This window comes from Lysinibacillus alkalisoli, assembly GCF_014643595.1.
In the GTDB taxonomy this organism is placed as follows: domain Bacteria; phylum Bacillota; class Bacilli; order Bacillales_A; family Planococcaceae; genus Metalysinibacillus; species Metalysinibacillus alkalisoli.
Genome location: NZ_BMJT01000003.1, coordinates 1 through 22,953, shown reverse-complemented (window position 1 = coordinate 22,953; position 22,953 = coordinate 1). Strand labels below are relative to the sequence as shown.

21 protein-coding genes are annotated in these 22,953 nt (G+C 34.2%); 7 read left to right on the top strand and 14 right to left on the bottom strand.

Annotated elements, in window-relative coordinates; all coding sequences use genetic code 11:
* Window positions 1-437 precede the first annotated feature (437 nt).
* The 5 genes from tkt to IEW44_RS04460 all read right to left on the bottom strand — a co-directional run bounded on the left by tkt (window position 438) and on the right by IEW44_RS04460 (window position 6,501).
* Window positions 438-2,432, bottom strand: a complete 1,995-nt coding sequence (gene tkt / locus IEW44_RS04480; RefSeq protein ID WP_188613844.1) for a transketolase — start codon at window positions 2,430-2,432, stop codon at window positions 438-440.
* A 113-nt stretch (window positions 2,433-2,545) separates the two neighbouring features.
* A complete protein-coding gene (locus tag IEW44_RS04475; protein WP_188613843.1) occupies window positions 2,546-2,779 on the bottom strand; it encodes a DUF896 domain-containing protein in 234 nt (77 codons plus the stop codon).
* 729 nt (window positions 2,780-3,508) lie between these two features.
* Window positions 3,509-4,645, bottom strand: coding sequence for a hypothetical protein (locus IEW44_RS04470; RefSeq protein ID WP_188613842.1), 1,137 nt, complete (start codon window positions 4,643-4,645; stop codon window positions 3,509-3,511).
* 552 nt (window positions 4,646-5,197) lie between these two features.
* The gene (locus tag IEW44_RS04465) at window positions 5,198-5,674 is read right to left on the bottom strand and encodes a hypothetical protein (RefSeq protein ID WP_188613841.1); all 477 of its coding nucleotides are present in this window, start codon (window positions 5,672-5,674) and stop codon (window positions 5,198-5,200) included.
* The gene (locus IEW44_RS04460; RefSeq protein ID WP_188613840.1) at window positions 5,671-6,501 is read right to left on the bottom strand and encodes a DUF6973 domain-containing protein; all 831 of its coding nucleotides are present in this window, start codon (window positions 6,499-6,501) and stop codon (window positions 5,671-5,673) included. The genes IEW44_RS04465 and IEW44_RS04460 overlap by 4 nt, the downstream gene beginning before the upstream one ends.
* A gap of 519 nt (window positions 6,502-7,020) precedes the next feature.
* Here IEW44_RS04460 and IEW44_RS04455 point away from each other — a divergent pair.
* From IEW44_RS04455 to IEW44_RS04440, 4 genes are all read left to right on the top strand, one after another.
* Complete coding sequence (locus tag IEW44_RS04455) at window positions 7,021-7,530, top strand: hypothetical protein (RefSeq protein ID WP_188613839.1); 510 nt, start codon at window positions 7,021-7,023, stop codon at window positions 7,528-7,530.
* Window positions 7,531-8,251: 721 nt separating this feature from the next.
* Window positions 8,252-8,533, top strand: coding sequence for a hypothetical protein (locus IEW44_RS04450; RefSeq protein WP_188613838.1), 282 nt, complete (start codon window positions 8,252-8,254; stop codon window positions 8,531-8,533).
* 107 nt (window positions 8,534-8,640) lie between these two features.
* Window positions 8,641-8,826 carry an antitoxin VbhA family protein gene (locus IEW44_RS04445; protein WP_188613837.1) on the top strand — a complete coding sequence of 62 codons (186 nt, stop codon included), beginning with the start codon at window positions 8,641-8,643 and terminating at the stop codon, window positions 8,824-8,826.
* On the top strand, window positions 8,827-9,552 hold the full coding sequence (locus IEW44_RS04440) for a Fic/DOC family protein (protein WP_188613836.1): 726 nt from the start codon (window positions 8,827-8,829) through the stop codon (window positions 9,550-9,552). It abuts the gene before it with no gap.
* Window positions 9,553-9,590: 38 nt separating this feature from the next.
* On the opposite strand, the gene IEW44_RS04435 is transcribed toward IEW44_RS04440, so the two are convergent.
* From IEW44_RS04435 to IEW44_RS04410, 6 genes are all read right to left on the bottom strand, one after another.
* The gene (locus IEW44_RS04435) at window positions 9,591-10,484 is read right to left on the bottom strand and encodes a tyrosine-type recombinase/integrase (protein WP_188613835.1); all 894 of its coding nucleotides are present in this window, start codon (window positions 10,482-10,484) and stop codon (window positions 9,591-9,593) included.
* 137 nt (window positions 10,485-10,621) lie between these two features.
* Window positions 10,622-11,272, bottom strand: a complete 651-nt coding sequence (locus IEW44_RS04430) for a recombinase family protein (protein ID WP_188613834.1) — start codon at window positions 11,270-11,272, stop codon at window positions 10,622-10,624.
* Window positions 11,273-12,076: an EVE domain-containing protein gene (locus IEW44_RS04425; RefSeq protein WP_188613833.1), complete on the bottom strand. Its 804-nt coding sequence runs from the start codon at window positions 12,074-12,076 to the stop codon at window positions 11,273-11,275. It lies immediately after the preceding gene.
* Between the two features lie 132 nt (window positions 12,077-12,208).
* Window positions 12,209-14,032, bottom strand: coding sequence for a DUF262 domain-containing protein (locus IEW44_RS04420; RefSeq protein WP_188613832.1), 1,824 nt, complete (start codon window positions 14,030-14,032; stop codon window positions 12,209-12,211).
* 242 nt (window positions 14,033-14,274) lie between these two features.
* On the bottom strand, window positions 14,275-15,024 hold the full coding sequence (locus IEW44_RS04415; protein WP_188613831.1) for a hypothetical protein: 750 nt from the start codon (window positions 15,022-15,024) through the stop codon (window positions 14,275-14,277).
* Window positions 15,025-15,035: 11 nt separating this feature from the next.
* Window positions 15,036-16,016, bottom strand: coding sequence for a DUF3427 domain-containing protein (locus IEW44_RS04410; protein WP_188613830.1), 981 nt, complete (start codon window positions 16,014-16,016; stop codon window positions 15,036-15,038).
* A gap of 91 nt (window positions 16,017-16,107) precedes the next feature.
* Between IEW44_RS04410 and IEW44_RS04405 the strand changes: the two genes are divergently transcribed.
* Both IEW44_RS04405 and dcm read left to right on the top strand, forming a co-directional pair.
* A complete protein-coding gene (locus tag IEW44_RS04405; protein WP_188613829.1) occupies window positions 16,108-17,619 on the top strand; it encodes a MutH/Sau3AI family endonuclease in 1,512 nt (503 codons plus the stop codon).
* A 453-nt stretch (window positions 17,620-18,072) separates the two neighbouring features.
* Window positions 18,073-19,326 carry a DNA (cytosine-5-)-methyltransferase gene (gene dcm / locus IEW44_RS04400; protein WP_188613828.1) on the top strand — a complete coding sequence of 418 codons (1,254 nt, stop codon included), beginning with the start codon at window positions 18,073-18,075 and terminating at the stop codon, window positions 19,324-19,326.
* A gap of 52 nt (window positions 19,327-19,378) precedes the next feature.
* On the opposite strand, the gene IEW44_RS04395 is transcribed toward dcm, so the two are convergent.
* Both IEW44_RS04395 and IEW44_RS04390 read right to left on the bottom strand, forming a co-directional pair.
* A complete protein-coding gene (locus tag IEW44_RS04395; protein ID WP_188613827.1) occupies window positions 19,379-19,795 on the bottom strand; it encodes a hypothetical protein in 417 nt (138 codons plus the stop codon).
* A 15-nt stretch (window positions 19,796-19,810) separates the two neighbouring features.
* Window positions 19,811-20,299, bottom strand: coding sequence for a hypothetical protein (locus IEW44_RS04390; protein WP_188613826.1), 489 nt, complete (start codon window positions 20,297-20,299; stop codon window positions 19,811-19,813).
* A gap of 829 nt (window positions 20,300-21,128) precedes the next feature.
* Between IEW44_RS04390 and tnpC the strand changes: the two genes are divergently transcribed.
* Window positions 21,129-22,538 (top strand): IS66 family transposase, encoded by a 1,410-nt coding sequence (gene tnpC / locus IEW44_RS04385; protein ID WP_229704161.1) that lies wholly within the window; start codon window positions 21,129-21,131, stop codon window positions 22,536-22,538.
* Between the two features lie 177 nt (window positions 22,539-22,715).
* Here tnpC and IEW44_RS04380 read toward each other — a convergent pair whose 3' ends face one another.
* On the bottom strand, window positions 22,716-22,943 hold the full coding sequence (locus tag IEW44_RS04380) for a JAB domain-containing protein (RefSeq protein WP_308421628.1): 228 nt from the start codon (window positions 22,941-22,943) through the stop codon (window positions 22,716-22,718).
* Window positions 22,944-22,953 lie beyond the last annotated feature (10 nt).

The window sequence follows — 22,953 nt, the reverse complement described above, 5'->3', positions numbered from 1 at the left end:
AACCTAAAGAGTATGTTATCAAAAATGAGATTAAGCTATGAAATAACTGTTACAAAGCTTGCTTTTTTTCATCACCTTTTCACGTATTATGTCAGTTGGTCACATCTATTAATATTCATATACCTACTCCACACCTTCTTAAACACAAAAAAGGATGTTACCATTCTACTTCCCATAAATTAGTTATTATTATGTATTTTTCAAATCACGATAAACTAACTACACCTTTTGCACGAAAGAAACGGTGTTACGATTTTCTTTACCATAAGAGCCACATCTTTCGGCTTATTTTTTATTTTTTTATCACTTGGGTCTAACTCTTTATCTTAATTATTTTTAAAAGGGATTTCACGAGTTTCTTCCTATATTATTTCCATGCAAAATAAAATCCCCCTTCAATTATGAAGGGAGATCAAATCTATTGAATACTTTATCAATTATAGTGCTTTCACTTTATTGACAACATTATCGACAGTGAAACCATATTTTTCAATAACTAGGTCACCAGGAGCTGATGCACCAAATGTATCAATTCCTAATACATCACCATCTAGACCAACATATTTATACCAACTTTGTGTAGCACCCATTTCAATCGCTAAACGCTTTGTTACCGCTTTTGGTAAAATAGATTCTTTATACGTGGCATCTTGTTGATCAAATGCAAAAGTAGATGGCATAGATATTACAGAGACATCTATACCTTCAGCTAGTAATGCTTTTTGCGCATCGACAGCTAACGCTACTTCAGATCCAGCTGCAATTAAAATAGCATCTGGTGTCTCTTTTTGCGCTGCTGATATGACGTAACCACCACGTGCTACACCTTCAGTTGCTAACTTGTCTGTACCAGCTAATACAGGTAGATTTTGGCGAGATAACACTAATGCTGTTGGTGCATTTGGTGATAGTATAGCTTGTTTCCATGCTTCAGCTGATTCATTAGCATCAGCTGGACGAATGACATTTAAGTTTGGCATTGCACGTAATGATGCTAAGTGTTCAATTGGTTCATGTGTTGGACCGTCTTCACCAACCGCAATTGAATCATGTGTAAACACATAGGTTACTGGTAAGCCCATAAGCGCTGATAAACGCATTGCGGGACGCACATAGTCAGAGAACACAAAGAATGTTGCACCAAATACATGTAAACCGCCATGTAATGCCATACCATTTAATGCTGCACCCATCGCAAATTCACGTACACCAAACCAAATATTACGGCCTGCATAGTTTTCTGGCGAGAAGTTGTCTTCGCCTTTAATCGTTGTTTTATTTGAGCTAGCTAAGTCGGCACTACCACCAAAGAATGAAGGTAATTTTTTAGCTAATGCATTAATCACCTCTCCAGATGACGAACGTGTTGCTACTGCCTTGCCTGTTTCATATACAGGCACTTCTGCTGCATAATCGGCTGGCAAGTCACCTTCCATAGCATTCTCAAACTCTGCTGCAAGCTCTGGATAAGCTTCTTTATAGGCTTCAAACTTAGCATTCCAAGCTGCCTCTTCACTAATACCTTGACGTTCAGCTGCTTGTGTGAATGTGTCATATACTGCTGATGGAATATGGAATGGCTCATGCTCCCAATCATATGCAGCTTTTGTTAAAGCAACTTCATCCTTACCTAATGGCGCACCATGTGAATCCGATTTACCAGATTTATTAGGTGAACCAAAACCAATGATTGTTTTGACTTCAATTAATGTAGGTTTACCATTTAATTGTTTAGCCTCTTCAATCTTAGCATTCATATCTTCAATATCATTACCATCATCAACACGTAAGTAATTCCAGCCATATGATTCAAAGCGCTTTTGAATATTTTCGGAGAACGCCATACCTAACTCGCCGTCTAATGAAATATCATTACTATCATAAAGTACAATAAGTTTTTCTAATTGTAAGTGACCTGCAAGTGAGATCGCTTCTGCCGCTACACCTTCCATTAAATCACCATCACCACATAATGCATATGTGTAATGATCCACAATGGTATGTTCTGGTTTATTATATTTTGCCGCTAAATGTGCTTCAGCCATTGCCATACCTACTGTCATTGCAATCCCTTGACCAAGTGGACCTGTTGTTGCTTCTACCCCAACAGTATGACCATATTCAGGGTGACCAGGAGTTAATGAATCCCATTGACGGAAATTTTGGATTTCAGCTAACGGTAAATCATAACCACCTAAGTGTAATAAGCTGTAAAGTAACATTGAGCCATGCCCTGCTGATAAAACAAAACGGTCACGGTTATACCAATTTGGATTTTTAGGGTTGTGACGTAAATGTTTCGTCCATAATGTATAGGCCATAGGTGCTGCGCCCATTGGTAAGCCAGGGTGACCTGAGTTTGCTTTTTCGATTGCATCAATTGACAATGTTCGGATTGCATTAATTGCAATTTGATCCGGAGTTTGAGTCATTTTTGACATCCTTTCTCGCACATAATAGTTTCATTTAATAGTGTAGTCAACATTGCTTAATAAAACAATGGTTTTATTTGTTTTAGGTCATACAATTTCGGATTGTGTCATACTTAATTCAATTTTCGTTTTTCTTGTAGCGCTTTAACTTTAGCTGGCGTTACATCATTACCTTCCTCATCTACCACTTTTACATTTTCAATAGTAGTACGCATTGATTTACGGAATGATTCTAGGTATTCTTTACGCAAAGCAGAGCGTTCCTTTGCTTCTCGTTCTGTTAACGTACCTTCTTTAGCTTTCTTAGATAATTCATTAATTCGTGCTATTTTTTCTTGTGATAACATTTTACTCACACCTTTCTTCTATTATAAAAGTATGCAAATTATAGATAAAGTGCAAGTATTTTATATGTATTGAAATAAAACAAGTTATATCCTAGCCTATTTTAATAATTATACTTTAGGTTTGCTATTGTATAGCCTCTTATTTGACTTTGAATCGATGGTAGTTTAAGGTCTCACAAATAGGCTCTAGATGAAATCTGACTACTTCTACTGACTATTTTGCCTGGTCTACATCTTACGCCCACATTTTATCAAAAGCAGCCTTTAATATCTTGTTATATTCATCTTTAATGAGATTCCATTAAAAAATATGTAGTCATACCTGGACCCATCTAGTTTGGCACTAGCCTAACAATGTATTTACCTATCATAATAGTAGATTAGTGATAAAGATTTTGTGTTTTTGCATTATTAAGGTAACCATAATTAACTTATATTGTATAATATTAATATTTTTTAGGAATTCACTATTACCTTCCGATTTTTCTAATGAAGGGTTAGAGTAACTTTTAATTAAATCTAATTCTTGATTAGAAGCTATTTTTAAATACGTAACTTTAGTTTCAATATTATTTATACTGAATACTACATAAAGTAGAAAACTAGTTGTGACAAAGCCTCTTTTCTTTTTTATGCGTCTAACTATAGCACCCTCAATAAACAATATAAAGCTAGATTCGGCGCGTTGCTAGTAGCTTTTAAGTCGAAATCCCTACTTTTCTACTTGTGCTATATTCTGCACTTATTTTTTCTCTTTTCTTTCTTATAACAATAGCGATAAAGATACGTTTGTATAGAGTTATATTCATCTATAGTCAAATTATTTTCTCTTAACAACTTACCACATCTTTCCTCAAGCTCTTGAAATGTCTTACCTTCTACTAAAAAAATAATTTTTGTTTGATAGGGTGATTTAATTAATTTGTCTAATACATATTTTGAAGAATAAATATTAGATTTACGTCTTATGCAAAAATCATAATTATCTTTATCATTACTTAAATATTTAGCAATAGCCATGGTAAGTAATAGAACTGATATTACCACTTGTGAAAAGTGTGTAAAACTAATAATTAACTCTTTTAATCCATCTATATTTTCAACAACTTTATCTGAATAGGATATATTGAATAACCCAACTGAAAACGATTGTAATATAGTATTGAAAATTGATTCTACATTTTCAAAATCTAATATTAATAATCTTACGCTTAAACTAATTAAAGATATTTCAATCATACTTTTAATAGCAAGCATTAAACGATCCGAATTAGATAAATTACTCGTTTTAGGTTGACCTTCTTTTATATCTAAATAAAAAGCCATACTTATTTCTACTCCTCTTTGAATAATCTCAAGGAGCAGAAAGATAACTACTATACTTATAATAGTCTCATTTGAATAAAGCTTATTAGACAGGGGATTGACTACTACTATAAAAATTAATGTTGAAAGTATAATGTGAAAGCATAAGTTATATTGATTCCTAAATCTTATTGTAGAACCTTTTGCTTTCTCAATTTCACCTTTATTTAAAACACTTTCATCGTATATCTGATGTAAATTATCTAGTTCTTCATCTGAAAGTCTTTTTAAGATTTTAATTTCTTTTAGCATTCGTACAAAATCTTTTCTTAACATGAAATCATATGCATTTTTTTGTAATTCTTCTTTAATAACAGTTTCGTGTTTCCTTAAATCCATTTTCATACCGTCAAGAATACTTAAATTAGTACTATATGTCTTTTCGATATCAGCTGCCAAAAATCTAGTTTGAAATGCAAGTTTGAAAGTTGCTATAATTTTATTACTTACCATAGTCAACAAGATTAATATATTAATACTGTTAAAAACTTTATAGAACAAACGTACTCACTTAAATTACTTTATAGTCTTAGTAATACTATTCACTGTTTTTCATTGGCGTCATAATAGTAATCTTTAGAAAAACCTTCCGAATTATACTTACTAATGTATAAAGTGAGGATGAAACAAAAAAGTGTTGGACCAATTTTGAAATTAGTCTAACACTTTTAAATTATATTAGTTAAGGTTGCTTTTGCTAGAAACTACATTCTATTGCACTACCAAAATCATGTATTAGATAATACACTATTTCATCATATTCTAGACACTATACATCACATAATATTGGCTTGGTAAAATCATCTTAATCGCGGATTTTTATAACGATTTGAATACCCTTTCACTTTGAGCAGAACATAATTTACTCTCTTTTAGTCATACCTACTAATTGAATATTTAAGTTGTTTCTTAATATAGAAGATATCTTAAGCCTTAAATGTTGCCGATGTCTATACTAAATTCTTTTTCTATGTTTTGTGCAAACAGTATCTTACCAGCTAATGCTAATAAAGAATAGAAGCACAGCTTTTGCCGTACTTCTTAAAACATTCATCATTTTTTTATATGGATTAAATTTAAAGGCGTGTTGTTATCGGAAGTTTTATCTGCTTTAAATCTGGTGTCTTCTTTTTTTATTTTAATAGAGTTATATATTTTTTCATCTTCACTTGAAAAAATACTTCCTGGCCAATAAATATAGTTTCGAATGCCTTTTCCTTTGCAGAATATAATTAGCACACTATCATCTCTATGCGCTACTGAAAAGTCACTGATCCGATTTACAGCAATTCCATATTTATTATTTATTTCAGCTTTGTCCGTATACGGATTAACTATAATTATATTGTCCCAATCTCCATCAACTATTTCACTAAGTTTAACATACTCATTCCTTTGAACTTCTTGCTTAATATTTGAACGAAGTATATCGTTTTCATTTATTTTATAAAAATTATATAACACCACTAATACTATAGTTAAAGCAAAAAAAAATACGTATTTTATGAATTTTCGAGATTTCAAATTCATTTTTTAGCTCCTGTACTATTTGTTTTTACTAAAGAAGTTTTTCTTCCAATATCAGTCCCATAAAACCTTCTCATCTCACCATTTTTCACAGCTGTATTAATCATTTTAAGAGCCATAGAGTGATACAAATCAGCATTACCAGCAAAAGCTTTGATTTTAGGACCATAGCTAATCCCAATATTATTATTATACAAATCCATACTTCTTGCTAATGCACTACTTGGAAAATCATTTTCATGAGCTATACCAAATCTCCGGGAATAGTCTGCACCAGCAACACTAGCGGAAGAAAAAGCCATCCACAAAGAATGTCTAAATGCATCTGCATTATCATCTTCTCCACCTGAATAATAATTTTTGTAATATGACATAGCTGATTTACCTGCAGCTAGAACAGCTACGCCCTTCGATAAACTCTCATTAAACACTTTCTTTTCATTAGTACCTAATTTTGTTTTAACTATTGGCAAATCACCATATGAGTATGTTGATATACCTAAATCTGGATACATCAATTTTCCATTTGCATTGATAATGTTTGATTCAATCCCACGTTTTATTATTTCTTCCTTTAACAAATTGTTTAGTTCGTCTTCTGAAATTGCAGGGTTTTCGTTTTGTTTGTTTTGAGAGTAGCTCTCTAAACTTTCAATATCTAAGTTTTCGACTATCGAAGCATAATCAAGATTTTGTTCTAACACTTCAATAAAATAGAAGTTATTTTCTGAATCATTAGGCGTGGATTCTAATGCTAAAACATTTGGACTATTAGATATTAATGTAATTACAGCTACAGCTAAACTCGTTGATAGTAGTTTATTTTTCATAATATTTCCTCCTTTTAGTCTTTTAATTATTGCATTGTCAAGGGATAAGAACCTCTTATATTTTTTAAAACTATAGGACCTCCTCTTCTCACATCACTTAAAAAAGGAATTTAAGGAATGTATTTACTTAATTATATCATTTTTAAATATTTATGTTAGAATTTTTATTAGATAAAGAACTAATTGGTATTACACTGCTAATATATTCCCTCCATTTACTATATATTCATTACCTTTCTTCAAGCCAATTGTAGAATGGAACTGCATATTTTTTATCTTGTAATTGTAAATTTTCAAGCTTTTGCAATCGCCAATTAGCAGTGATGATCAAACGTTCTACATATGATTTTTGCATATGTTCTATCTCGCTTATTTCTAGTAATAGTTTTACTTCAATTATTACTCTCCAAAACTTTTCTAAAACTTTTTCGATAATAAATACTATTACAATTCCAATATGAAGAGCTATTCCCTTTTGGGAGTGGCTCTTGTTTTATTACAAAGGAGGTTGTTGAACAAATGATTATCAGGAGAAAGATTACTAAAACAGATGAGGTACAGATTAGAGCAATGTATTTGGATAATTTGGTGCAACTTGTTCAGAAACAAAATAACGATCCAGTAGAAGCTGCTTATTTGTTTGAAGCGCAGTCTACGCAAACATATAACATCTGGATTAGAGTGACTTTCACTACAACTACGAATAGTCAAGAAGAAAAATGTAAGGAAGTAAATGTAGTTGGTGAAGAGCTAGAAAAAATTGAAGTTGATCTGCCCTTCAATATAAACGAGTTATTGGGATTAGATATGAAAACCAAGACAGTAAAGGAGGAAAAACAAAAAACACAAGAAACACTATCAAGTGGCCATGTAGAGCTTACTGTTGTCATTTATCACAATGCTACATTGTATCTCTTACAGGATACGAAGCAAAGCTATACAGGTGAGTTGGAGCCTTTTATACGAGCGTTACAACGTAAACCATGCATTAACGAAAAGAAGTTTCAGGAACATGAATTAAATTATTGATGCGTTTAATCAAGAACAATAGCGAAAGAAGTTATCGTGACATGCGTGTTTTCCTCTTTTGCTGTATAACTTATAAAGAGTTAAATGATTATTTATCTAACAGAAAATACGGTAATTCCCCTTATTTCATCTATACGCACCTTGAATTCGCTTATTTAGTGGATTTAGCTAGTATTGAGAAACGAACCACCTCTATTTTTGAATATGAAAAAGAATTATATAGTATACTTTTTTGTAAGCTTAACTTGGCAAAGGAGAAGAACTAAATGTCGTTTATACAGCTTATCATTCTCTACATCGGATTTTTACCTTTGCCCATTTGGTGCATTGTATTTTGTGTAAATTTGGTCGAAATATTAAAAAAGGTAAAAAACGAAGAAAAAACTACAGCTAATACCTTTTGGCTTAGTCTATCATTTACTATTATTATGTGTAGCATGGCATCTCTAATCATAAGTTCTCATTAAATGCGCTCTTGAATGGGTAAACTTATTATTATTACGCTGAGTTGAAATTTAAGCCCGACTAACATCTCGTTGTTAGTCGGGGTTTTTCGTATATTTCATAGTTTTATTCCTTTTTTAAATATCTAAATCCTCTAATGCTCATATATCACTTCCTGTTCCATCGATATAACTGCTGCAATCTATTTTATAAAGTAACTAACATTTGATTTAATACAACAAATGTTGTATTAGATGAAGAAGCTATTCGGGCTACAATGTGGTTTGAAGTCACACGTAAAAATATTTGGGAAGGTTATATTCCCATTACAAAAAGTTTACTGAAAGAAGCAGCATTACATCGCCAGTATTCCACGCATTTACGAGAAGAAGTATGGGAGCAATGTGTAAATAATAGTATTGCGTATAAGCAGCCTAGAGTGAACTACTTACTTGATGCCTTTAGTTTCGAAGGCCAGCGATTAAAGTTTGACTTGAGCTTTGCGAGCAAAGACGAACAAGCCATTTATGTGATTTTTGAGTATGTAAAAAAGAGTTAAATGATTGCATTAAGTCTAAAAGTAGAAATTCCTACGTAGGTTATAAATTAAGCTAGCCTCAATAACGTGATATAATCAAACTACTACTACAAAGAGGGGTGCGTAATATGACAGTAACTGAACGTAATAAACGACAGCAACAAATTCAATTTGCTGTAGGTATGGCTGCACTTGACGGTGGTAAACCCACAGCATTTACCCAACAATTATTAGATGACTATAAAGAAGGTCGTATTACATCTGGGCAACTAAAAAAAGCCATCATCGAGCGATACGCAAAAGTGCAACAGTAGATGGATCCCTATGTTTATGATAACTCAACTATACTAATTAATAAGCTCAATATTAAAGATGAACAGCAACTTATTGATATTGAAGCACAACTTTTAATTGCTGGCCTTATTGATATTGATACTATTATCGAGGATATCAATTTTGATCATTACCATTCCTTACAAACCATTCATCATTTTTTGTTCGAAACCTTATATACATGGGCTGGCGATTTTCGAACAATCAACATTTATAAAAGTGAAAAAGTATTGAATGGCTTATCAATTACGTACTGTGATCACACAAAGATTCAACACGATTTACAATATATTTTCAACTGGGCAAAACAAGTGACATGGTCCCATCAAAATCCACAATTACCTTCATTATTTTCAAAGCTAATGACTGATATTTGGCGTGTTCACCCGTACCGTGAAGGGAACACTCGCACTGTCTCAATTTTCATGAAACTATTTGCTGAAAAGCATGATTTATCTTTTAATGCCGAGCTTCTTTCTCAAAATGCAGGATACTTGCGCAATGCGCTTGTTATGGCTGCAGTTGAGGAGGCACCTGAAGATAGTTATTTGCAGAAAATCATTGTAGATGCCCTTACTTCACACCATACAGATACTTCTATTCAATCGACGGCACAGGTAAAAGAAAAGTATGAAAAGATTGGCAACTATCATGTTGCCCATTATGAAGAAAAACCCTTTGAAACAAATAAAGACAAAAATCGTTAGCTATCATCGCTAACGATTTTTTTATTCAATCACGTATTTTATAAAAACTCGTCTACATCATCCGATTTCAACTTAATATAATGCTCCATAATGGTTTGGTGTGATTTATGGCCAGACTGCTTGGCAATCGTTGGGATATCCGCACCTTTTTGATACATGGCTGTAATTTGTGTTTTACGGAAAGTATACGGCGCAAAGCCTAACCAGCTGTGAATCGCTTGGTTATAACTCACTTCACTAATCTGACGGCTTGTATGATTCCCCCATTTATCAGCTGCACCCACAAAATAATCATCAGGTAACAGCGCACATGCTGCCACATAGTTTTGAATCGCCTGTACACACTCCAGTGTTAGGCGTTTTTCTTTCATTTCGCCCTGTTTTACCATCATTACCTGTACGGTGCGATTAGCTAAATCAAAATCATTTACCTTCAACCGAACCATTTCCGACGGACGGTTGGCCGTAATCAAATTAACCAAACAAATCGCACGCTTACGAATATCACTTTTTTTATCCGTAGCATAGCGATCAATGAGCCGCAGCACATCACTTTGTTTTTCTGCACGTTGCCCTCTCATCGGCTTCAAGCGCATATACGCCTCCTGGTCATATAAACTACGCAGTAATTTCACGCTAGCTTCATGCGCTGAGGTGAATTGAAATCCATGTTCATGTACTAACCAATACTTTACGCCCGCTAAACGTCGATTAAAAGTAGATAAACGCACGTGCTGCTGCGTAATAAGCTGATGAAGGTACAATTCGAGTGTCTCAAACGTGAGAGGTAAACCATGCGCCTCACTAAAACTTTTAAACTGTTTAAAGTCAGGCTCATATTGCGCTAGCTTTTGTTGTTGGACTTGACGAATCGTTTCGTCCTTCTCTTTTACCATTTTATATTGTTGCAAAGAAAATAGCGTTTCTTCCATTATATAGCCTCCCTACTTCACGAACTATTTCAAAAGTAGAATTTTCTACTTTTTGAAAAGTGTAATTCCGTTATTTACCAAATTGTACGAACTTGCGTTTGTTTCAGTATACCATAATCAACCTTAAATAAGCATTATTAACTATGTGATATAGTATATTCCTTCACCACTTTATAAAACGTATTCTTCTTCAATGCCAACATCTCCATAAACTCCACACCTTTAATTTGCTTCGACTGCCATTTTTCAAAATTAGTCTCTAAAATCGCTCGCTGCTCTTTTGACAATGTTTCCAAACTAATAGCTGGACGGCCCAAATGCTTCCCAGCTTTGCGTGCAGCTGCTATGCCTTCCTTCTGACGTTTCAGAATCTTTTTGCGCTCTTGATCGGCCACATATGAAAGTAGCGATAGGAATTGGTCCTCCATTAATGACCCAAGCTGGCTATCTTCACTGTTCATGGCTTTAAATTTCCGGCTATCGAACAACGTTTCATTTTCAAGTACAATAATGTCTGCTTGAATTTTACGCGTGATTTCCTTCCACTCTGAAATAATCGCTTCATAATTACGACCCAGACGATCAAGCGCCTCGACATAAATTAAATCGCCTTCACGCAGACGACTTTTCATGTTTTGATACTGTGGGCGGTTAAAATCTTTGCCACTCGCATGGTCGATGTAAATATCTCGCTCATCGATACCGAGCGCTTTCATCTTTGCTTCCTGACGTGCTGTGTTTTGATCTGCAGTTGAAACACGGATATAACCGAATGTTTTAGTCGTCATCTATTTTCCCTCCAATAATTCCTTGAGTTCTTCCACAGTTAGTACTTGCTGTGGATTTCGATGAATCATACGGTGACAGTTAGCACAAAGCGGCACAAGGTCTGTTTCTGGATTGACGCGCGTTTCTTTTGTGATATGGAGTGGCTTGATGTGATGCACTTCAATAAAGTTTCTACCGCGTTCACCGTACACTTTTTCGAAATCGAAGCTACATGCCATACAAGTAGTGCCATGTATTTCAATGGCCATTCGACGGTTCGTAGCGTTACGTTCATAGCACTGGCCATAATACGTTTGTAGTTTCCCTTCGATGTGGCCATTTTCAACTTCAATCGCTTGTAGATCATCTTTTACAGACGGACCGTCCCAAAGTTTTTGAAGCAGCGCAGCATGTTCCTCGCTGATTAGATAGTTTGTGTTAACAGGGTTTCTTAAAATCAGCATGTCGGCCAATTGCTCGTGCTCTAATAAATCCACTCGTTTAACGCGAGGCGCTAAATCGACATCCAGTACCTCCAAATCAATCGACGCAAATTCATCTGGTACATGATCTTCTGTCCAGTGTTCTGAACGATTGTCTGTTTGATCAATGATATAAGGCACTGAATTGGCGATCGTTTTTGCAACGACACCACCAGTTCCGCGTTTACCACCGTCTGAACGCCAAATATAAACGACATCCCCTGGCTGCATTTGATCAACGAAATGTTTTTGGCGTACCGACCACGTAATAATTTCTTCTTCAGTTAAATATGTATCTACATCAAAATGTTTTGGGTTGCCTTGAAAAATCCATGTTTGCATGAAATCCGACTCCTTTTCTTAAAAAACGTTTGTAAAATGATTTGGAAGGCTTTAGAAACGAAAAAAGACACCTAAAAATAGGTGTCCGTAAAGTATGGTTTTATAAACCAAATCATAAAACATGATAAGCTTTTAATTTTCAACTGTGAAATAAATTTCCCAGAATTGATTAGATAAAGCATTGGCTCTTTCCAGAATATTGTCTCTACTAAATACTTCATAATTTTCAAGTAGTAAAGTGACCATTTTATAATTACTTTGAAGATATATTTCTCTTTTTTCTTTAAAAGTTATTACACCTTTTTTTTGTTTAATTTGATTTGCTTCTTCGTTAAATTTAGTTTCAAGCACAACGAGATTACCAATATTTGTATTTCCGCCTAGAGATTCATCTAAAATATGTTCAATAGAATACTCATCATCACTAAAATCTCTAGTTTCTAATTTATTAGATAGCTGTTTAATTGCATATGAAGCTGGAAATGATTCTAATTTATTTTTGCTTTTCTTTTTGGAAAACTCTAGTTCTATAAATGCTTGAAGAAATTTTTCTTTCGGAATCAATTCTATTAAATCACTTTTTAATTTTGAAATTGCTTTTCTTATATCACCTTTATTCTCAGATTTAGTAACTTTGGTTGAAAATTCCTTATAAGGAGTTGTAACAGTATTTGATCGGATTTTCAACGTTGTACCAAAGGCTGCAAAATGAAAGTTACTTAAAAATTGAAGAAATTCATTTTTTTCTTTTGTTGGTAATTTTTTATTATCCCCTAAAATTTCATTTTTCATGTATAAGGAAAGTAATGCCGGTCTAACTTGAACGCCTTTAAAATAATTTATGGATGTTAAGTATTCTAATTCAGGCTTTTGCGATTGCCGTTTAAATTTATTATAATCAGGATTTACAATCATTGTATAGAAATTAAATCCTTTATATAAATTACTAACAAATTCGGATAAAATTTCTGTATCATTTTCTGCTTGAGCATTAAATCGTCTTGAAAATTTCTTATATAAATTAGATCCGTTTGCTGAATCTTCAGGATAGATAGCCTTCCAATAATGTAAGAAAAACTCATTAAAAGATGTGTCTAAATTAATTAACTTTTGATTAAATTTAGACCAGATAAGTGAAGTTTCATCTACTCCAGCACTAGTTGTATCTAATCTACTAAATATAGAATTTTTTATTAAATCTACTGGTGTCAATGGTTTACCTTTCGAATTAATATTCTCAAAAATTCTGTTAGCTTGTTCTTTCTCCGCAACAAATACTTCAATAACTTGTGATTTTAAAACTTGCTCTCGTAAAGCCTTTAATGCCTCTAAATAATAAACTTTGTCAAAATTCTTACATTCATCTCTTTCCGAAAAAATTTTCAAGAAATTCTTTTCTTCTAATTTTTTCAAGAAAAACTCAAAAGTTTGTTTTAATAATTGCTCTTCTTCTGTTGATGGCTCTACATTTTTATTCCTAGTCTGATAGTCTTGAATAGTTTGAGTAAAATATGGAAAACTTGAAGTAGTTTCTACTTTTCTTTGCGGTTCACCATCGATTCTTTTTATTAAATATTCGTCTTGAATAGTATCGGCATAACTTTTAGCTAGGTTTCTATATTCTTCTTCATTAGATTCTATTTCTGATAATTTATATAATGTATTTCTTAAAGCAGCTAATAAAATTGTAATAGTCGTGATTCTTTGTTGACCATCGATTACCTCAACTAAATCACTCTCTTTTCTTCCTAAAAAAAGCATATTACCTAAAAAATATTGAGAGTTTTCAAATTTATTAGTCTCTGTGTTAAATGTAATTTGAGATAACATATCAGTAAGGAATTCGTTATAATTGCTTTGTTCCCAAGAAAAATCTCTCTGAAATCTAGGGATTCTATATCTTCGAGTAGCAGTAAATACTCCTTTTATATTATTGCTAGTAGCTTCAAAATTCATTTTTCCTATCCCCTTATGTGTTTTTTCACGCTTTTCTTTAAGTGTGATTATAGTATATATGCTCATTTAAATCACTTAAATAATTACTTTATAAATATATTTTATAACAGAAATATATCAGTGCACTCTTTTCTATCCTATTCTCAGCAGAATTCAATTCAACTTCACATTAAAAATATTCGGAATCAACAGTCATTAATAATTTAGCTGCTCTAACTTTACTGTTTTAATCTATTGACATGTTATTTGTCTGTATAGCGATGATCTAAACAACCGCCATAAATTTCAGGATTTTTATGTAATGATGGAATACCTTTTTCTTTGTTTTCTGTATTTTTTAATACTTTTTTTAAACCACTTTCGTTCTTAAATTGTGCATAATATATAGCTTCAAAATAACGAGCGAAGCTTAAATCTTTTCCCCATGCTCTATTTCCACTAAAATTTAATTCTTCTTGAGCGGAACACCATTTAATAAAAGTTATAATTTCTACTAAACTTAAATTTCCTTCGTATTTCTTCCCATATTCTATTATTTCATTGAAGGGATATTGGAAAATTTCATTGTCATTATATACATTTGTAAGAATCTGTTTTAATTCTTCGTATTTCTTCCCGCGTTGCTTTGGATTCTCAATTCTAGCCACAATTTCATATAAATATTTGACTATATCCGTATGCTTAATAGGTGTTAACCCTTTATTATTTTTGTTATTACTTAAACAAATTCTGAAATCATAAGAACAAATATTCTTTTCAATGCTTCCTTTTTCCTTTAAAAAAGTTCTTATTCCTGGTATACGTATTTCAATATTATGTTCATTTTCTTTACCGGAACAATACGTGATTGGAGTTTCTGCTGGGGCTTCAGAAGAAACTTTATGCCACCCATCTCCTCTTAGACTTATATATTTTAATAAATTTTCTACTCCCCTTTCTGCATACAATCTAATAATTACTTGTTTTAATTCTTCAATTTTTCTTTTTTCCAACAAAATCACTCCTATATTTTAGCTGAATACTGCGTAGGTTTTAGCTGCAATTTCTCTGTTAAATCGCCTTCAATTTTATAAAACTTACCTGAGTTATTTTTTGTATCATAATCGTATACCCGAATTAATTGATATTGTTCTGGATATTCTTCTGAACAAGCAATTTCATTTGGTGAAATGAAAAATTCTGAGTTAAGACCGCCTTTTGTTGCTTTTACTTCCAAATATAAATATATACCGTCTGGATTAAACGATTGAATATCGTACCCAGCGCCATCACCCTCTACTACAGATGTATGTACTACTTTATTGGCTAGATCAGTTCGTCCAGCTTTTATTAATTGTTCTTTTGTATACTGTAGAACCAGTAACTCTGCTGACAAGCCTAATTTTGTATTATTTTCATTTCTAGCCACATAATCAGTTTTACTTGAAGTAAATGTCCGTTTTCTTGTTTTTCGCTCTCTTCTTTCTGGAGCATTTGTTTCAATCAAACTATTTTGAGACTGATCATTATTTTCTTCAATAGCATCAATCTTAATTTCTTCGAATTTTTCTTCATCATTCCATTCTAAAACCTGCCATTTAAAATGGACGGGGTTTTCTAATGTCGTATCATGATCAACATACGCAAGCCGTCCCATATATCGAAATTCTTTCTGCTTTTTACTAGGGCGTAGGAATAAGTAAATATTGTGTTTCGTATGATCATGATTAATAAACTCAATAATTTGTTTATGTTCTAACGTATGTTTTTTTTGAGATTGCCATGTCAATACACCATCTTCTGTGAGACTTTCTTTAAATGTAACACCTAACTTATCTTGGCCAATAGTTACAAAGAAAACATAATCGTGTGCACGATTTGGAATTCTGACAATGCCATGAAGTCCCCAAATACCTGCACCAGCAGTAAATTTCGTAATCCCTCCATCAAAGATTTCATGTACATCTTCTCTAGTATATTTTTCATGTAACGTCAATTTTTTCATTTTTACATCTCCCTATATCTATAATATTACTTTTACGTTAAGTTTAACATGGTATATTATTGATATAGCATTATTAAGGGAGATGTGCATGATGGCAAAACATCCATTTACATTTAATGAATTAAATATGATTTTGAGTGAAGCAACGGGGAAAACACTTGGAGAAGCGGATGTAAATAACGTCTTTGCCAAAACAATTGATAAGCCTAAAATTACAGGAATTGCTGGGGATGTTGTGGAACAATCTATATTAGGTTATCCAGCTGATTCAGATAGTGATCCTGACTTAATTGTCGATGGTGTTCCCACAGAATTAAAAACAACGGGTATTCGTGTGAAAATTCCAAAGGGAAAGACGAAAAAAGAGTACAAAGCAAAGGAACCGATGTCTATTACTGCGGTGTCTGTAAATAACATTGTAAAAGAGGATGATTTTGAGGATTCTCGTTTCTGGCACAAGCTAGAGAATTTATTGCTTGTATATTACAATTACGCAGCACCTAAAGCTGTTCCTGCGGCAGAATATGCGAAGTTTATAATTGAGGGTTATCAATTCCATCAATTTTCAGATGAAGATAAAGAAATTTTAAAGAATGACTGGACGATTGTGCGCGATTTTATTCGAGATATACAAGCGAATTATGTGGATCCTCGTACAGAATATCCGCGCATTTCATCTGAACTCCGCAAACAATTGATGCTTATTGATACAGCACCTAAATATCCTAATCCGCCTCGTTTCCGTTTGAAACAGTCTACGGTTGGCACTATAGTTGAAAAGCACTTTGGCCAAAAATTAGAAGAGTTAGACGAGACTTATTCGTCATTCAAAGAGCTAGATGATGAGCTTCATCGTTTAACAACTTTATATAAGGGTCATACAGTACGAGAGTTACTTGAAATGCTACATATTAATGCAACATTAAATAAACATAAAGATGTATCAAAAAGTGTAACTGAGCAGATTATTGTTAAAATGCTTGGTGGTAAGGCGAAGAAATTAAGTAAGATTGATTTATTTAGTAAAGCTGGAATTATTCCTAAGACTATAGTGACCACAACTGCTGGAACACGTACTGAAGATATGAAACTATTCCAAATTGATTTTGAGGAATGGACGCGTAGTGAATATGATTCAGACGAGGGTCAATTGCTGCCTATGACATTTGATCAATCGTTTGTTTATAATTATTTTGCAGAGCATCAATTTCTATGTATCGTTTTCCAAGAGTCAACGGACGGAGATAAATTACTCGATAATAAATTCATTGGCTTTAAACGATTAGCTTTTGATGAAGCCTTTATAAACAGTACGGTTAAAAAGCTATGGGAAGATGTTCGTGAGCTTGTCATCGATGGGTTATTAGTTGAAAGTGTTGTCTATAAAAAAGATAGGACACCACAGATTAATAAAAAAACGAATACGGTAAAGAAATCTTTAAATTTTCCTAAGTCTGCGGAATATGATGTTTTTGTAAGAGGAAGCGGTACAGATTCCACTCATAAAAATTTTGTATTAAATGGCATTCATATGTATTCTCAATATGTGTGGATTAAAGGATCTACGATGGTCAATTTATTAAAAGAAATTGATTTTATTTAAAAAAGTGCTGAACAGTTGTTAATTAACCAGCTGTTCAGCACTTTCTATATTTAATGAGGAAAGAAGATGTCTCTAATAATTTCTAATCTTTATTTTATCTGACCACACGTATCCAACAGAATTGGATACGCCCCTTATTACTTAGTAAAACGACTTTGAATGAATTCAATAATAGTAATAAGATTGGCTACTGTGCTAATAATAGAAATAATTAAAGGTATCACTATGTTCCTCCTTATATTTAATTATATTAAAATATGTTATTCCACAAAGGATTAACTTTAAATATTGTATTATAGATGAATTAATAATTCAATATACTATTAAATATATTTTTAATATAATAATTACGTAATTTTTTCAAATTTCTATTTTATAACGTGAGCAGATTATTGTTGATCCTAGCACCTTTTTACGATATAATGAGAACACCAAAAGAAAGAGGGTCAACCAATGAACAATACACTCAATGTAGTCGAGCTTTTTGCTGGCGTAGGTGGTTTCCGTGTTGGGTTGGAAAAAGCAGATAAAAAGCTATTTGATACTGTTTGGGCGAACCAATGGGAACCTTCTAAAAAGGCACAGGATGCATTTGATTGCTACAATACACACTTTCCATCGAGCGAAAACTGCAACGATGATATTGCGAAAGTTTCTAATAAAACATTTGAAGATATGGATATTGATTTACTTGTGGGCGGCTTCCCCTGTCAAGATTACTCCGTCGCACGTTCCCTTTCAAAAGAGAAAGGGATTGAAGGGAAGAAAGGGGTCCTTTTCTGGGAGATTAAGCGAATTGTTGAAGTATCACATCCTAAATATGTGCTGCTTGAAAACGTCGATCGTCTCTTAAAATCGCCTTCTAAACAGCGTGGTCGTGACTTTTCAATTATGCTCGCTACGTTCCGTGACTTAGGTTATATTGTCGAATGGCGCATTATTAATGCGGCAGAATACGGTTCATCACAGCGCCGTCGTCGTATTTTTATCTTTGCCTATGATCAATCACTCGCTTATGCGGAGCGTCAATTACAGCACACAACGGGTGAACTTCTCTTAAAAGATGGCTTCTTTGCGAAAACATTTCCCGTAAAAGATGAAGTTTATAAAGGCCGCGATGAAAAAGTCGAGCTACCACAAGATATTATTGAAATCTCCGATGAATTTTCATTTGAATATCACCAAGCCGGTATTATGATTGATGGTCATGTGCATACCTTGCACCCAGAGGCATTAAATCCACAAGCGATTCCACTTGGCGAGATTTTACAAGATGAAGCGGAAGTCGATGAATCGTATTATTTAAATGAAGCACAAATTGAGAAATTCGCGTATTTACGTGGGCCAAAGAAAATTGAACGGACGTCAAAAGATGGTCATAAATATATTTTCTCAGAGGGTGGTATGTCCCCAACGGACCTACTAGAGCTCCCTGGCCGTACAATGCTGACAAGTGAAGGAACGACAAATCGTAGTACACATGTGGTCGAAGTAAATGGGCGCAAACGTTTCTTAACACCAATTGAATGTGAACGATTAAATGGCTTCCCCGACAACTGGACAGCTACGATGAGCAAGCGTATGCGTTATTTCTGTATGGGGAATGCGCTTGTGACACAAATGATTGAAAAAATGGCCTTAACGATTAAAGAGATTGAGGCAGCGGAAACGCATGATATGGCTCAAATTTCTTTGAGCTTGAAATAAGAAAAACGACCGGGCATTAGTGCTCGGTCGTTTTTACCTTATGCCAATTAAATTATTTTTTTATTCCCAACAATTCTATCTCCATTCCAATGCGGAAGTTGAAAATATCTTCTGCGCGAATATCAGTAAAGTCGGTGCTATATTCTGTTTCGATATTGCGTACGAAAAGCAACTTACCAATAAGCTCTAGTGTCTGGCCGTCTGGTGTATGGATTTTCCAAATTGGCAATCCCGATTTATAGAAACCGGCGTCATCTACAAGGATAGAAATTTCGTCGCTATAGTCTGCTATATCATAGGATTCGGCATTTAAAATTCGACAAATTTCGGCATTTTGAACAGTTAAGTTGTCATTATTTATCTTTACAGTGCCGACATCGTACTGCATTTGTTGCTCTGGAAAGTCTATGTAATAAAGTTTGAGTTGAGGCATGTTTTCACCATTTCTATTTTCTTTTAATGATATCATAAAGTCAATATGCCATTAACCAGCCCAAACCGCATCGTAATCAGTCCTGTATTCTGTTCCACTAACTAATACACCTTTTTTTACTTTCCCTTTTAAATAGAAATACGATTTACCTTGTAATGGAATTACTAAAGTATCTTCAGTTCTAATAGATCCTGTATATAATTTATCCTTCAAATAAAATTTACCGTTTTTTATATTTATTTTCTTATTTCCTTTTAGTTTTATCGTTAATTTTTTAACTATTTTATAATCCCAGGGTGCTTCATAAATATAATTAGTGTAGTAGATTTTATTATTTTCAAACACCAATTTAATTTGTTTATCCTTTGTAGTTGTTACGGTACTTTCAAAACGCTTATTTTTTTTAAATTTGTTTTTAGAAACGCTACCTTTTTCAGCATAATTTAAAGTATTACTATCCGCAAAAGCATTTGCTATTGGTGTTAAAAATAGACTCATAGCGCATGCTGTAGCAGTTAAAAATGATACATGTTTTTTCATTTTTTTCATCTCCCTTCTTTTATTTTAAATAACTATAATATGTATATCTATTAACTTTAAATCACTATGATGTTTTTTTGATATAATTTAAACTATTATTTAATACCGCCAACTTCATTCCGCAAGGTGCTTGCGCCGAGGGACCAGTTGGCGGTATTTTGGTTCACGAAAAGGTGCGCCAGCGCCGAATATCTAGAGGGCTTGCTAATTATAAACGAGGGCGGGCTGCAGGTGCGTGAGCTCCCAAGGCGGCACTCGCAACGAACTACTACCTACATAGCAATATCTATTGAATGTGATATCTAAAGCCTTCTCGATCTGTAAAGGTGCGCCAGCGCCGACATCGAGAGGGCTTTTATCTTTGTGTGAAGCGTGTCCTGACGAGGTGCGCAGCGCCGCAAGGACCTAGCGGAGCATGCTCTTTGCGAAAGCGATTATCTAACTACTATGACAACCTAAGCCTCGCCACCGACTAAATTTGGACTGCACAAAGCGGAGCGGGTGTGGTCCAAAATGTCCTCCCCCCAAGAACGCCTCGAAAATCCCCTCCCGCTTTGATAGGGTGTGGGGGATGCCGGGTGCTCGAGGGCGGCGGGGGGAGGGGGATGAGAGTGGAAGAGCGTGTGCATTCATGGAGACGATGTTGAAGTGAACGAGAGTGAACGCTACAACATCGTTTCCTTAATATCATCGGAATCAGACAGACTGTGAGCGTGAGACGATCAATGCGCTACGAGAGGCCGTCTATAACTGTATAGGCGGCTTTTTGCGTTTAAATAAATGACAAACGGCACAAGAACCGATTATTAATTATACTTAGATAAAATTAATGTCAGAAAAATCGAAGTATCAAGCGCCCGATGGGCAAGTTTCCTTATTTGAAGACGACACGTCTTTTAACGAACCTGAGCAAACAGAAGAACAAAGCACCGAAACGGTTAGTTATTCGGTTACACGTAAAAAGAAGAATAAAAAACGAAATGATTCATTTCGTGAAGATATTGAAACAGAAGCCATTCATCATCATCCAGCCAACTTAACTTGTGAATGTTGCCAGGGAGAAATGGTGGAATTCAGTTCGATGTTAGTACGTGAAGAAGCGAAATTTATTCCAGCCACAATGAAACGTGTACAGCATTTTGAACATATTTATGAGTGCAAAACATGTAAAAAAGATTCCCTACAAAAAGCACAAATTAAACGTGGGAAAGCGCCTAAAGGTGCAATTCAAAGAAGTATTGCCGGCCCTACTGTTTTGGCTAAGCTTATCTACGATAAGTTTATTCAGTACTTGCCTCTTTACCGTCAGGTAAATGAATGGGAACGCTATGGTCTCCAAACGAACGATAAAAATTTATCCAATTGGGTGATTCGTGTAGCAGAAGATTGGCTTCAACCGCTGTATGATTTGATGAAGCAATTATTAACAGCAAAATCAGTGCTTCATCTCGATGAAACTTATTCCCAAATCCTTAAGCGTTCCGATGGAAAGCCAGCACAATCAACCGCCTATAACTCGGTATCTCGTAGTGTTCAAAGCGAAGGCTCTGTAATCGTTCTATTTAAAAGTGCGCTTTCTCTTGGACGTGCTATTTTAGAAGATTTTATTAAGGGATTTAAAGGAACCGTCATATGCGACGGTTATTCGGCTTATGGGCAATTACCTGATGTTCAATTCGCTAACTGTTGGGCGCATGTACGTCGCTATTGGTTAAAGGCCGAGAGTAAGAATGGACAGATTGGTGTACAGTATTGTGACCGATTATTTCATATTGAGCGTAAAATCAAACATCTGTCACCAGAAGAACGTGTCCAAATTTGCCAACAAGAGTCCAAGCCAAGCATTGAGGAATTTTTTGATTGGATAGATCGCTCGCCATTCTTCAGTAAAAATGCTATTGGGAAAGCAGCTAACTATACATTAAGCCGAAAAGAAGAATTAATGCTGTTTCTTGAGAATTGTCACGTTGCCCTTGATAATAACCCTGCTGAAAATGCGATTCGTCCGAATGTAATCGGACGGAAAAACTGGCTTTTCTCTGTAAGTGAAGCAGGTGCGCAAGCAAATGCCATTTGTTTAAGCTTGGCTGAAACAGCCAAAGCGAATGGAATTGATTTTTATCAATACATCGTCAAGCTAATGAGGGAATTACCAAATCTACCGTTTCATCAGCAACCAGAGATGTTACATCAGTACTTACCTTGGTCAGAAAATATTCAAGCTACATGTAAAAAATAAGCCAACTAGCTGAAAAAATTTCAGTCAGTTGGCTATTCGTCGTGCGTACCATGAGGTGCGCTTTTTTTGACTAGATTGTACAATCATTAATTTTAGATTATTTCTATGCGTAGTTTGATTGGGGGTTACCTCAGAAAGCTGTTTTCAAATTTAAATCTTGAGTTGAAAATTTAATTCTTACATCATAAACCCTTTCTCACGTAGTGATAAATAGCGATGGTTGGAAACGATAAGATGGTCGAGTACTTCGATACCTAGTAACTGGCCCGATTCGACTAAACGGTTGGTTACTTCGATATCTTCAGGGCTTGGCTCAACATTGGAACTCGGGTGGTTATGGGCAATGATAATGCTTGCGGCATTTTGCATAATTGCCGTTTTGAACACTTCACGAGGCGACACCATGCTTGAATTT